The sequence below is a fragment of the Rhodococcus sp. DK176 genome (assembly GCF_038447315.2).
In the GTDB taxonomy this organism is placed as follows: domain Bacteria; phylum Actinomycetota; class Actinomycetes; order Mycobacteriales; family Mycobacteriaceae; genus Rhodococcus_F; species Rhodococcus_F jostii_A.
The window spans coordinates 67,728-80,857 of the sequence record NZ_CP118324.1 but is presented as its reverse complement, the minus strand read 5'-3'; the positions used below and the strand labels follow the sequence as shown (position 1 = coordinate 80,857).

Below are 13,130 nucleotides of genomic sequence, written 5' to 3'. Positions count from 1 at the left end.
GCATGCCGCAGCAGTATCGTCCGTGGACGATGCCCACGAGCCCATCCGTGTGCGCTCTGATGCGTTGCCGACACCCCCGCTGTGTAACTCCCGGCGATATTTGTTGCCAACGCTATTTGGCACGGTGGGGCGCGAGCTACCGATGTAGGGGTCCCAACGGAACCCGTCACCATGTGCCGAATGGGGATCCTGACGCGGGGCACGTGCTGCCCTCGCGACGACCGCTTCTGCCGATGTGAGCGTGTTCGCGCGGCGCAATACCTGGTGATGAGCGCGCGGTTGCTGCGCGGAGCTAAAGGCCTGCGGCTGTGAGCGCCCTGAGCAGGCGGGCGCCGGCCTGGACCCGGTCGCTCGCGTCGACCCGCCCGCCCGGACGAAGCTCTTGTGGGACGGCGAGTTTGCGCTGCGCGTCGATGCCGAACTCGGCGCACACGTCGTCGAAGCGCTCATGAAACTCCTCGCGCTCGGGCCGTCGCAGCACCCACCCGTCGGGGGCGCAGCGCACTGCGGCGCCGCTGCGTGCGAGGTCCATCCAGCGGCGGCTTTGGACGTGCCCGCCGGTGAAGAACAGTGGGCCGTCCGCGCCTTCAAGCAGCCCGGCGCCGACGTCTGCTTCTCGGGCGAGAGCGGCGAGGTACGGGTCGCGGTAGCGTCCGTTCATCTGAGTCTTCTCAAGCATGCATACGAGGTAGCCCATGCTCCCGCCGACACTCGCGTAGATCCCGGACGCGCCTTCGCGCATCGCGCCGTACCGCACCAGGTAGTACCGCCAGTCAAGGCGCCCGGTCGCTTGTCTGGAACTGACGAAGTCGTCCCGCATCTGCCGCAGGGACGCGCGGGGCTCCGTGCCGGCGGCGACCGCGTCCAGAACCCTGCCGAGAGCGTCGGCGGTTGGCCGCAGGTGCGCGCGCGAGGTCCCCGTGAGGAGGTTCCGCCACGGCTCAGCGTTGGACGGGGAGCCGAATTGCAGGTCGCGGTCGTTGCGGCGGCGCGCGTAGTTGCCAGCGGCGAGCAGGGCCGCGGTGAGGTCGCTCCAGGCGTCCGGCGCGGCCATCAGCGATTCGAACGCTATAGCGCGCTGCGCGAAAGTGGAGACGTCCAGGTCGAACGCCTGCAGCGAGCCGCGGAGCAGAGCGTGGTCTTCGAGCCTGAACAGAATCGGCGCCAGATCGGGATTCGCCGTCAGGAACGCCAACTTCGCTTGCTCGTCCTCGGCCTGCGCCTTGTTGAATCCGTTGATCTCGCTCAGCGAGCCGTCTCGGACAATGCGCTGAACGTCGGCGACGAGCGCGGGGAGTCGTTGCGGACGGAGCTCGCTCTCCGACGCCTCGATCAGGTTGCGGAGCACCCTCAGCCGGCGCGGGAGGTCCCCCGACGGATCGGCGCGGTCGAGTAGCACCGCGAACAGGAGCAGCGTCCGGCCGTAGGTGAACCGCGTGCTGCCGTAGCTCCGGCAGCACGCACCGAACAGGTCGGCGCCGGTCTCGGTCCCGAACAGGAGGAGCCGGTCGGGTTGATTGGCGAGATCGACCCGGTTTGTCGCGAAGAGCCGCGCGAACTCGTTGGCGATGTCGGCGCCGGCCCACGTGTCAAAAGCGTGGAACAGGAACTCAAGGCTGGCCTCGGCCTGCGGTCCGGCTGTTCCGAATAGCCGGAGGGCGCGCGTCTCGAGCCGATCCCTGCCGGGCAGCTGGCCGGTGCGCCACTGGCTGATGTCGGTGATGAACTCGAAGTAGCGCAGGAACTTGTCATCGACTATGGCGTCGTCATCGCGCAGGCGCCACATGATGTCCGACCACGGGCCGTCGATCCGGTGGTCGAACTCGGTCGACTTGTCCCCGGACCACGCGATCGCGCGTTCGAAGCGGGCCTTGAAGTTCTCGAACGGCGTCAGGGGCTTGCCGCGCGAGTTCATCTTGATGTAAAGGTCTTCGCCCGAGCCCATATCGTCGATCGGCAGGAGCTGGAACGAGATCGCCGGGGCATCGGTGTCGACGAGGCGTTGCCATGCGCTGTGCGGGTCGCAGCCGTCGAACCGGCCGTGGATCGCGGCGATCATCACAAGCATCGCTTGGATCGTCGGGTCGTTTCTCCAGACGTACAAGTACCAGGGCTGGTCGACGATCCACGCTGCGGGGTCCGGTTCGTCGGACGGCGGCTTCGCGGTTACGAGCTGCTCACAGAACAGCCGCGCGGTCGGTCTGGTCGCGTAGGAGAAGCGCATCCACGCGTGCTGGTTGTCGAGCTGCCCTGCACGGTAGGCGAGGTACCAGTGGAGCAGAAAAAGCGTCGTCAGGCGCTGCTGGCCGTCGAGCGGACGCAAGGTTCCATCTTCGACGTCGCCATAGACGAAGTCGAGGCCGACGTCGTTGCCGCTGGTGAGGGCTTGGTGTAGGACGTCGAGGAAGCGCTCGCGAATGTCGGACGCTCGCGCGTCGGTGCGCCCTTGGGCGTAGTCGCGCTGGATGAGCGGGATCTCGACGCTTGTCACCACCGGAGCGTCTGTCTCGCTCGGCGAGAACATCCCGGCGTACGAGGTGAGGAAGCCGGGCATCAGGTCGTGTCCTCGTCAAGCAGATAAGCCCCGACGTGCTGTCGCATCGCGGCCAGGTAGCCGTCTCGGTCGTGCTGGCCCCAGTAGTGGATCTGCTGGCCTTCGGCGTCGGTGTAGTACTTCAGGAAGACGTTGCGCGTACAGACCGGAATGTACGAACCGAGACGGTCCCGGTCGAGGATGTTGCGGCGTTTCACCTCGAACACGGAGTTGCTGAGCGCGCTGTTGTCGTCGCTCGCCAAGAGCGCGAGGTTGGCGATCGCGTCGACGTCTCCGCTGTCGCCAGCGAGGCTGAAGAGGGTGGTGAGCTCCTGCTCCAACGGCGCGAAGGTCTCCGCGGAGATATCGCCGATAGCGGCGTCGATACGCGCGGTCAATGCGGCGCGGGCTTCTTGGGAGATCGCAGGGAGCCCCGTGAGCGCGTCGCGGTGAAGGCGCAGCCACTCCTGCCATTGCGCTGCGCGATTCAGCTGCTCGGCGTTCTGCGCGTGGATGTGCTCAATGCTCCATCGCTGCGCCGCGTGCTCTCGAAACGAGAACCGCTCGGCTGACAACTTCATGCTTCGCACGGTCTCGACGTTCATCAACAGCAGCACAGCGGCCGTCTTCCAGTTTCCGTACCGCAGTTCTGCGAGGTCTGATCCTTTGAGGGAAAGGTAGTTGCGGATCCACGCGTCGAGGCGGGACTCGAACTCGCGCTTCGTGCAGTCCTCCGACAGGGAGACGAGCTCGCCGAACGTGCGCCCTCGCGAGATCAGGTATCCAATCTTGTGGAACAAGTCGCGGTTGTCGTACCAGCCCATCACTAGGGAGTGCAGCGCCACGACCTTGTTCCACGTGTCCTGCGCGTCGTCCTCGATCAGCGGCCGGAGCGTTTCGAACGTGTGGAACAGCGGGCGGTGCTTTCCCTTTGGCCACACCGCGAGGCTGTCGAGCAAGAGCGTGATGTGAGTCGCCTCCTGGCTGGGCCGCCCCGTGACGAACGCCCACAGCTCCGGGACGCGAAGGTCCCTTTCGATGGTGTCCCACTGGGCCGCGATCTCGCGCTCGCGCCTCAGTTCGCTGGCGCGCGTGAGCAGGAGGGCTTTGACGAGTTCGGCGTCCGTGAGGGGGATCCTCCCGACGTTGAGCCGCGTGAACAACGTTGTCGACTCGACGTGGGCAGGTGCCTCGTACCAGATGACGTACACGGACTCGGACAGATACTTGTAAAAGTTGATCGCGGCGAGAGTCGGATTATCCTGGCTATCGAACCACTCTCGAATGCACGTGACCGCCTTGAACACGTGGAAGAAGTCGATGTTGTCCTGGCTCTGCTCCGGGGTGGGGTCCTGTAGGTAGCCGGCGCTCCCCGGCCGGGTCTCGTACTCCAGCGAGTACCTCGGGTGCACGGTCGGTAGGTGCTCGCGGATGTAACGAAGGATCAACAACAGAGTCGTCAGTCGCTGCTGGCCGTCAATGAGCTCCCATTTGCCGTCGTCGCGGCGCTTCGCGACGACCGGCTGCAGGAAATACTTTCGCCCCGAACTCCCGTTGATGTCGTTGAGAAGTCTGGTGACCTCGTCGCGTCCCCACCGGTAACCCCGTTGGTAGGCGGGCACCAGGAAGTCGCCGACGATCTCGCCCACGAGTACCGGCCGCAACTCGGTCCTCAGGTCGCTCTCCACGGCCCGAGGTTACCGGGAGGCAACGGGATTCGACCCGGCGGGGTTGACGACGGCCGCCTCGCGTGCCGTGGCGACCGGGAGTCTAGGGTTGCACCCTTCTGCCGCGGAGCGCGCGCCGCGGCGTCCCGCAAGCCGAACCCCCACCGCACATGCCGGCAGCGACCAGGCCACGTCCGGCCTCTGGTCGATCACCGAGGACTTCAACACCGCCGACCCGGACACCGGCAGTCAGATCGTCAAGCTGTTCAACGACCTCAGGCTCTGCCAACACGTCCACACCCGGGAGAACACCCTCGCCGAGGCCCGCAGACGCGGCCGCGTCGGAGGCCGACCGCCTGCCCTGACCGACACAGCCGTCGCGAAGGCCCGCACCATGAAGGCCCCCGGTGCCACCGTCACCCAGATCGCCGAGGTGCTCGGCGTCGCACGCTCGACCGTGTACCGCCGCCCTCCCTGATCGGCACCGTGCCAAATAGCGTCGGCAACAACGTGCCAGATAGCGCCGGGAGTCACACCCCCGCCGACCCGGAGAAGCGCCAGAACAGTTTGTCGAAAACTCGTGTCGAAAAACTATGTCGAAAACCTTGCTGAGGGTATTCTCGACACATGTTGATCGGCTACGCGCGGGTGCCCAGCGCAGACCAGCAGCCCGACCACCAGGTCGATGCGCTGCGCCGCGCCGGTGTGGCGGCCGAGAACATCCACGTCGATCACGCGGGCGGGGCGAAAGCGTCACGCCCCCAACTCGATCTGGTGCTGGCGCGGCTGCGCGAGGACGACGTCCTGGTGATCACCCGGCTGGACCGGCTCGGACGGTCGATGCTGCACCTGATCACCCTCGGCGCCGACCTGCGCGAACGCGGAATCGGTCTGAAGGTCCTCGAGCAGGGCATCGACACCGCCACCGCCGAGGGTCGCGCCATGTTCGGGATGCTGTCGGTCCTGGCCGACTTCCAACGCGAGGTGATCGCGGCCAACACTCGCGACGGACTGGCCGCCGCCCGTGCCCGCGGCCGCAAGGGTGGTCGCCCCTCGAAGCTCGGTCCCGACCAGATCGAACAAGCTCAACGCCTGTACGACGCGGGAGAGCACACCGTCGCCCAGATCGCCGACATGCTGAAAGTGCCGCGCACCACGGTGTATGGGCATCTAAACAAGCGCAGGGCGGACATCGCACCGCTCGCGCAGGAGGCCGCCGCTGCTGGACCGCCGGCGCCCAACTCCCGCACATGCCCGACTTGCGGCCACGAGCCGACCACTCGCGCCGAGGCAGCGCATCAACGCGCTGACCTCGCGGTGATCTGGCTTCATCCCGATCCCCAACACCGCGGAACGCTGATCAGTCGACACCACTGTCGGCACTGCGAACCAGGACAACCGGCATTCGATATCGCCTGCGGTATTTGTGGCGACGGACCCATCCTCGCCGGCGCGCTCGCAGAAGGGGCGCGGAACGGCGACCTGACCAGGCCGGTCGAACGATGGCTCACCGCAGCGGGATGGACCGTTGCACCGGGCCTCTTGTGCCCGGACCACGCATCCCGCGGGGGTCGATGAAGCGCAGCCGGGACGAGACCCGCTGACTGCTAGGAATCGGCTGGGACCAGGAACTTCGTCTGGACGCTGAACGGATAGGTGCCCGGACTGGCGAGCAAGGACTCGATGAGTGCGTGCCCGTCCTCATCGATGGAGAGAATTTTGAACTTCGAGACCCCTTGCGGGTGGAGCAGCACCGTGTCCCCAGGCACCATCAGATCAGCCCTCCAGTCCTCAAGACGCCGAAATTGCTGGTCATCGGCGGTGTGAGAGTTTGTGCGCCCCGGGCGGATCGTCTCCGTGCCGAGGTAGCGACAAGATTACATCTATCGAACAGATGTGCGAAAATCGGGGCGTGAAGCACGTCGAACACGCTCCGGTGCACTGCCCATCAGGGCACATGCTCAGGCCGAACACGTGCGTCGTCGGCTGGGAGGTGTGCGCCTGTGACACCGCAAGCAACGGAGGCCACCGCACGCACTTCTGCCGATCATGCGGGCAGACGGTGCGGACACCGCCCTGTGCCGGGGCGCAACCACAAGCGGACCGGTGGTTCACACCGCCCAAGCCTGTCTAAGACGAACCGCGGCCGCGCGATCGCATGTCAGTGGCGCTCCGTAGACTCAGGTTCGTTCTGTTGAGCATCCCCCCAATTCTGTTCTCAGAACCCCCATGTGCCCCGGCGTCACCTCCCCCCGACGTCGGGGCACAGCCATGCGCAGAGGCGGAAGATCGAGGGACCGGAAGATGCTCATGATCCGGCACGCTCGCGGCCAGCTGCATGGCACTCAGCACGACTGACCACATCGGGCGACTCTTCGCGATGTACCCGCCTCCGGCGGTTACCAGGCCACCTCCGGCGGCCCCCAGTTCGAACTGTAGGGTCTCGCTGCCGATGACATTTCGAGACGCCGTGACATGCGCGTTCATGTCGGGTCTCACGGTATGGCCACCGCGATCTGTCTCAACCTGATGACATTTCTTCATCGGACACTGTGCCAACACCAGCTGGCTGTCCCCGTGTTTTCGCGTTGGTTCCGAGTAGCCGACCGCGAGATCCCGTTTGTTCGGACTGCCCCGTTTGACGCCCCGAAGGCAAAATCAGTGGACGGGGCTATCGGGTTTGTGCTGGTCGGCGAGTTTCGATCAAGGGCCGGTTTCAGGACGTGCCGGTGCGGGTTCGGCAGACGGTACATCGCAAACCTCGTCGGCGCTTTTGAGTTGGGACGCATGTTTCGCCGGGCCGCGATCATCGCGCCTCGTTCGACCGACTCCGCGTTTCCTCGATTCGTTGCCGCTGCCGGACCCCGTAGGCCGCCTCTTTGACGGCGGCGTCGTCCTCGAGACCCGAACCGAGGGCCCCACCGATGGTGGCGATGGACGCCAGCAGCCAGGTGAGCGTGAGGTAGTCGGAGAAGTTCACCCCTCGCCCGAGAGTGCGGGACAGCAGTTCCGAGGGAAGAGCGAGACACGCAGTGAACAGCAGCAGGCAGAACAGGGCCACGTACAGGACGACGACACCGATGACCAGGGTGACTACGGTCGCGGTGTTGTACAGCACCGATCGATCGCGTTCCGCCGGCGACTTCGGCCGCTCCCAGAGTTCGTGGTCGAGGATCAGCCAGAGAATGATCGCCACGATCGACAAAATCATCGCCACACTCATACGCCATGGCCCCATCATGTCGGCGAACAGCCAAATCGTGTCGGTGGCCAGCGCGATCGCACCGGTGGCGAAGGCGCCGACGAGGACCTTCGACATGCCGGTGACCAGTCGCCACGGCCGGTTGGCCCGCACCATCCCTGACAGCAGTCGCAGTCGCCGCAGGCCCGAGGGCGCGAAGTACCGGATGCCGTCCTCAACTTGCGCAGACCGGAACCGTCGCGCCGCGCCGGGGGGCATGAGTTCCGGCTCACCGAGGATGTGGGCGATGGCGAGTTCGGTGACGGTACGGACGCGGCGCTCGATGTGGATGCCGCCCACTCCGGCGACCGAGATGAGCGCGAATTTGTGGTCGGCGCTGACTTCGCCCACTACCGGCAGGGTGTCCTCGCGGCGCGGCAGGTCGGTGAGGTACACGACGATGTCTTCCTCTTCGGAGGACGGATCGACCGTGTCGATGACATCGGCGAAATCCGCTTGCTCGTCGGGGAGGTACGGTTTCGGGCGCACGCCCGTCGTCCACCGGCGCTCGAGCCGGTCAGGGCTGCGCAGGCGTTGCGGCAGGTACTCCGCGATGCGTTCCGCGAGAGCCGCAGGCGTGCCCGGATCCGCGATGAACAGTACCGAGACCTGCTCACCGTCCGCACCGGATTGCCCTCCCTGCAGGTGCTCATTCGCATCCACCGCCTTCACATACCCCCTCCCGCACTACACTTCTCACCACGTCGAGCACATCCGGATCGAACAACCACGCCCGGCGATAGCCGGCGAGGAACCGCACATTCTCCAGCTCGATCGGAGGCGGCTCGCTCCACACCTCGTACCGCCATCCCCGCGCGATCAACACCAACCTGGTCCACTCGCACGTAAACGCCACCGTGTTCGACGCCGACAGCTCCAGCCGCGATTCGTAGATCACATGATCGGACTCGGTCGCAGTCCAATAGGTACCCGAATAATGCTGCTGACCTCCATACCAGCGAAAAGTCCGCCACAGCGCGGAGGCAACGACATCATCGACCGCGACCTCATCCAGTGGTCGGATCTCCTCGGCGCCGTCGCCTACGTGGCGGCGCGACAGCTGCGCCGTACCCAGATTCGATGACCCGGCACGTGGTTTCGCCGACCCAGCGACCGTAGCGTTCCCCATCGCGGCATCTCCCCGCATCGGAAGTACTCGGTTGGATCATCCACCCGCTATCCGCTCCCACCACGCAGCCACGCCGAGACAATCTCACCGAGATGGCCAACTGGCCACCGAGTGGCCATCTCGCGTGAAATTTGGCCACTTCTAGGGTCTCGAGACCTGTGGCATTGTGAGCCGCCGCGACCTGCGGACGTGTTGCTCGTCTCCGGCATGGCCAGAGCAATCTGTCTGAACTCCCTGGCATTTCCTCAGCCAATTACGAAGCGAGACGGGCCGTGCCGGTGCTCTGCCGCGATCAGGATGGCTGACACCACGTCAGGAGTGGTTGGAGACCCCGTAAGCGGATCCATGACCGGATATCGCCTGGAGGGAATCACGGCAGAGGACCCTGACCGATCTCGATCCGCTGCTTCCGCAGCGTGACCTCGTCGTTCAAAATTTTGGCCAGCGCCGCCCGCAACGTGCCGGCGGGCCGTAGCACCGATCGCGTCCACGCCCGTTTCGGACGCTCCAGGCATCGTCTCAGCTGGCGGGGCGGTCTGTCACGGTGACCGATATCTGCTGGGTCTCGCCGCCGCGGAGCACGGTCAGTTCGACTCGATCGCCCGGGGCGACGGCACGGAGCGCCGCGATGAAGTCCTCCGCCGACTCGGTGTCGTGGCCGTTGACCGCGGTGATGACATCGCCGGGCCGGATGCCCGCGGTCGCTGCCGGACCGAGCGGGGCGACCTCGAGGACGACGACACCGTCGGTGCGGTCGACCGCCAATTGTTCGGCGATCTGCGGGGTCAGTGTGCCGGGCTGAATGCCGACGTACGCATGCTGGGCGGTTCCCGAGGCCAGTAGTTGGTCGGCGACGTCGACGACCTCCGCCGCGGGGATGGCGAAGCCCAGAGCCACCGCACCCGCCGCCGGGGGAATGTAGGCCTGGCTCATCCCCACGACCCGGCCTTGTCCGTCGATCAGCGCACCCCCGGAGTTGCCCGGTGAGATCGCGGCGTCGGTCTGGATCAGGTCGACCAGCGGCGCACCGGTGGAGGCCGACCCGGGGATCTGGCGGTGCAATCCGGAGATGATGCCCGAGGTGACCGTGTCCTCGAATCCCAGCGGGCTGCCCATGGCCACGGCGAGGGCGCCGACCTCCGGCAGCGCTGTCTCGAACGTCGCCGCAGTCAGGCCCGTGCGGTCCGCGTGAAGGACCGCGACATCGGCAACCCGGTCGACGGCCAGCACGTTAGCAGACACCTGTTGCCCGTCCGCGAAGGCCACGCTCACCTGCCTGGCACCCTCGACCACGTGGGCGTTGGTGACGATGGTGCCGTCGGTCTTGTAGACGATGCCGCTGCCCACACCGGACCCGGTGAGCACGGTGACGACCGAGGCCTCCACCTGCCGAACCAGGGCCGGCAGGTCCACGGCGGGCCCGGCTGAGGGGGTCGGGGTGGTGGGAGCCGAGCCGCCGCATCCCGCGAGGAGGAGGACCACGATCGCGACCAGCGGCACCCAGATAGAGGATCGGACGGTCGACGGCACGTGCATCAGCGACCGGTTCCGTACGACATCGGTCTCCTACATGCACCTACTGCGAGTGGGCCCACCAGATCAACATACCCCTGTCTCCTCCCGTGGTCCGCGACTCCCGACCCGCGTCACATGCTCATAGAAAATCGACATCGACGATTGCGGTGCGCGTGCCTCAGCTGCTGCGGTGACGAGTCGTATATTGTTGTACTACTTTTATTTTCAAGACCGATATGCCCGTTTCGGCCCGATTCGGTTGCCGTACAGTGCAATAGGACTTTAGTGACTTCACTGTACGAGCTGATCCGACAGCTGGAAGAAGAGGATTCGTCACTGGTTTGCTTCTGCACCAAGCGATTAGGAACAGCCGCTGGGTCCTGATCCTCTACGTGAGGGTGAAGACTCTGATATTTCCAGTACTCCAGCAACTGTACTGTCAGGGTGGAATCGGCTTCCTGCTTTCGACTTGCGGGGACCTTGTCACCCATTTCTTTGTCACCCATTTCTTTCGGCTGCTAGGGTCTTGGTAGCGGGAGTTCTACTCGTGTAAAGCGTGCGTGAGCTCAACCGGTTGACCCGACGGCCGGGCCCCACCGGTACGCACCGGCTCGGCGAAACCCCAGTCCATCGACGCCTAGGGGGCGTGATGTCAGAGTCCAGTGGCGGGACCTCCGCGGTACGTCCGAACCAACCGGCCCGCCAGGTGGTAGCGACGTTCGACACCTACGCCGACGCTGAAAGCGCCGTCGACTATCTCTCCGACCAGCATTTCACGGTAGACAAACTGGCCATCGTCGGTCGCGATCTCGAGCTGGTCGAGCAGGTCGTCGGCCGGTTGAACTACGGCTGGGCCGCGTTGCGCGGCGCCGCCGCGGGCGCGTTGACGGGTGCGCTGTTCGGCTGGATCTTCGGGTTACTCGATTGGGTCCAGCCGCTGCTCACGGGCCTCGCGCTCGCCTTCTACGGGTTGGTGTTCGGTGCTGTTGTCGGCGCTCTGCTCGGCCTGCTCATGTATGCGCTGCAGGGCGGCCGGCGCGACTTCACCTCGATCCAGTCATTACAACCACGTCACTACGAAGTCCTCGCCGATGTCGAGGTTGCGGACGAAGCCGTCCGCTTGCTCACCGGCCGGACCGATCGAAAGGAATGAGTCATGGCGACCGCTGTGGGTATAGACCTGGGCACCACCAACTCGGTTATCGCAAGCTGGCAAGGCGGCGAGCCGGTGGTGATCTCCAATGTCGAGGGAGCGCGGACGACGCCGTCGGTGGTGGCGTTCACCGAGAGCGGCGAGCGCCTGGTGGGTCAGCTTGCCCGACGGCAGGCGATCTTGAATCCGAAGGGCACGATCTACTCGGCGAAACGCTTCATCGGACGCCATTTCGACGAGATCTCCGAGGAGGCCAAAGCGGTCAGCTTCGACGTCGTGCCGGGTGACAACGGTGAGGCCCGATTCGACGTGCGGGGAAAGAAGTACGCGCCGGAGGAGATCAGCGCTCTCGTGCTGCGCAAGCTCGTCGACGACGCGAGCAAGTTCCTCGGGGAGAAGGTCAAGGAAGCGGTCATCACCGTTCCGGCCTACTTCAACGACGCGCAGCGCAACGCCACCAAGGACGCCGGCCGGATCGCAGGCCTCGAGGTTTTGCGGATCATCAACGAGCCGACCGCTGCGGCACTGGCGTACGGCATGGACAAGCAGACCCACGAAACCGTACTGGTCTTCGACCTCGGTGGCGGCACCTTCGATGTGAGCCTGCTCGACGTCGGCGAGGGAGTGGTCGAGGTTCGTTCCACGGCCGGCGACTCCCACCTCGGCGGCGACGACTTCGACCGACGCCTGGTGGACTACCTCGCCGACGAATTCCAGCGTGCGGAGAATATCGATCTGCGCAAGGATGCGCAGGCGTTGCAGCGCCTCTTCGAGGCCGCGGAGAAAGCCAAGGTCGAGTTGTCCTCGGTGACACAGGCCCAGGTCAACTTGCCCTTCGTCACCGCTGACGCGAACGGTCCCAAGCACCTCACCACCACGATCATGCGGTCGAAGTTCGAGGATCTGACGGCGGATCTGGTGGAACGCTGCCTCGGCCCGGTGAAGCAGGCGATGAGTGACGCCAAGGTCACCGCCAACGACATCGACGAGGTGATCCTGGTCGGTGGTTCGACACGTATTCCGGCGGTGCAGGCGCTGGTTCGCCGGCTCACCGGCGGTAAGGACCCCCACATGGGCGTCAACCCGGATGAGGTCGTGGCGCTCGGTGCCGCCGTCCAGGCGGGCGTGCTCAAGGGCGAGGTTTCCGATGTGCTGTTGCTCGATGTCACCCCGCTGTCCCTCGGCGTCGAGACGCAGGGCGGGGTGATGACCAAGATCATCGAGCGCAACACGACGATCCCGGCCCGGCGCAGCGAAGTGTTCTCCACGGCGGAGGACAATCAGTCCGCCGTGGACGTCGTGGTGCTGCAGGGCGAACGCGAACGGGCCGCCGACAACCGGGTGCTCGGCCGGTTCCGGCTGGAAGACATCCGCCCCGCGCCACGCGGTGAGGCCCAAGTCGAAGTCACGTTCGATATCGACGCCAACGGCATCCTCAACGTCACCGCCCGCGACAAGGACACCGGCAAGGAGCAGAGCATCACGATCAGTGAGCAGGGCAACCTGGACACCAGTGAGGTCGAGCGCATGCTGGCAGAGGCCGAACGGAACCGGGGTGAGGACGAGGAGCTGCGCAAAGCGGTCGACGCACGCAACGCGCTCGATTCGGTTGCATATCAAGTGGAACGGCGACTCGCCGAACTCGGTGACAGTGCGCCACCGCACGACAAGGCGCGGGCCGAGATGCTGATCGCCGACGCCAGGAAGGCCGTGAAAGACGGTGCTTCACCCGCGGAGGTAGAGCCACTCACCTCGGAGCTGCAGCAGTTGCTCTACGGGCTAACGCCGGTCCAGGACGGCGGCGACGGACATCAGGCCGGCGGCGCAGAGGCTGCGTCGTCGGATGACGACGACGTGATCGACGCCGAATTCGATCGAAGCTGAGGCACACG

Annotated in this window: 10 protein-coding genes; 4 read left to right on the top strand and 6 right to left on the bottom strand. The window is 65.5% G+C overall.

What is annotated here, in order from left to right:
- Nucleotides 1-292: 292 nt before the first annotated feature.
- Both PSR88_RS40850 and PSR88_RS40845 read right to left on the bottom strand, forming a co-directional pair.
- Complete coding sequence (locus PSR88_RS40850) at nucleotides 293-2,554, bottom strand: DUF262 domain-containing protein (RefSeq protein WP_016885057.1); 2,262 nt, start codon at nucleotides 2,552-2,554, stop codon at nucleotides 293-295.
- Nucleotides 2,554-4,221, bottom strand: coding sequence for a DUF262 domain-containing protein (locus tag PSR88_RS40845; protein WP_016885056.1), 1,668 nt, complete (start codon nucleotides 4,219-4,221; stop codon nucleotides 2,554-2,556). The genes PSR88_RS40850 and PSR88_RS40845 overlap by 1 nt, the downstream gene beginning before the upstream one ends.
- Nucleotides 4,222-4,309: 88 nt before the next feature.
- On the opposite strand from PSR88_RS40845, the gene PSR88_RS40840 reads away from it, so the two are divergent.
- The gene (locus PSR88_RS40840; RefSeq protein ID WP_016885055.1) at nucleotides 4,310-4,678 is read left to right on the top strand and encodes a helix-turn-helix domain-containing protein; all 369 of its coding nucleotides are present in this window, start codon (nucleotides 4,310-4,312) and stop codon (nucleotides 4,676-4,678) included.
- A 149-nt stretch (nucleotides 4,679-4,827) separates the two neighbouring features.
- Complete coding sequence (locus PSR88_RS40835; protein WP_016885054.1) at nucleotides 4,828-5,778, top strand: recombinase family protein; 951 nt, start codon at nucleotides 4,828-4,830, stop codon at nucleotides 5,776-5,778.
- A 29-nt stretch (nucleotides 5,779-5,807) separates the two neighbouring features.
- On the opposite strand, the gene PSR88_RS40830 is transcribed toward PSR88_RS40835, so the two are convergent.
- The 4 genes from PSR88_RS40830 to PSR88_RS40815 form a co-directional block, all read right to left on the bottom strand.
- On the bottom strand, nucleotides 5,808-5,972 hold the full coding sequence (locus PSR88_RS40830) for a hypothetical protein (RefSeq protein ID WP_016885053.1): 165 nt from the start codon (nucleotides 5,970-5,972) through the stop codon (nucleotides 5,808-5,810).
- 1,034 nt (nucleotides 5,973-7,006) lie between these two features.
- Complete coding sequence (locus PSR88_RS40825; protein WP_029539808.1) at nucleotides 7,007-8,104, bottom strand: hypothetical protein; 1,098 nt, start codon at nucleotides 8,102-8,104, stop codon at nucleotides 7,007-7,009.
- Entirely contained in the window at nucleotides 8,091-8,570 is a 480-nt protein-coding gene (locus PSR88_RS40820; RefSeq protein WP_342339005.1) for a hypothetical protein, read from the bottom strand. Before PSR88_RS40820 ends, PSR88_RS40825 begins: the two co-directional genes overlap by 14 nt.
- Nucleotides 8,571-9,089: 519 nt before the next feature.
- Complete coding sequence (locus PSR88_RS40815) at nucleotides 9,090-10,106, bottom strand: trypsin-like peptidase domain-containing protein (protein WP_075836212.1); 1,017 nt, start codon at nucleotides 10,104-10,106, stop codon at nucleotides 9,090-9,092.
- A gap of 628 nt (nucleotides 10,107-10,734) precedes the next feature.
- On the opposite strand from PSR88_RS40815, the gene PSR88_RS40810 reads away from it, so the two are divergent.
- Together PSR88_RS40810 and dnaK are read left to right on the top strand one after the other, a co-directional pair.
- Nucleotides 10,735-11,238, top strand: a complete 504-nt coding sequence (locus PSR88_RS40810) for a general stress protein (protein ID WP_342339007.1) — start codon at nucleotides 10,735-10,737, stop codon at nucleotides 11,236-11,238.
- Nucleotides 11,239-11,241: 3 nt separating this feature from the next.
- A complete protein-coding gene (gene dnaK, locus PSR88_RS40805; RefSeq protein ID WP_342339004.1) occupies nucleotides 11,242-13,122 on the top strand; it encodes a molecular chaperone DnaK in 1,881 nt (626 codons plus the stop codon).
- Nucleotides 13,123-13,130 lie beyond the last annotated feature (8 nt).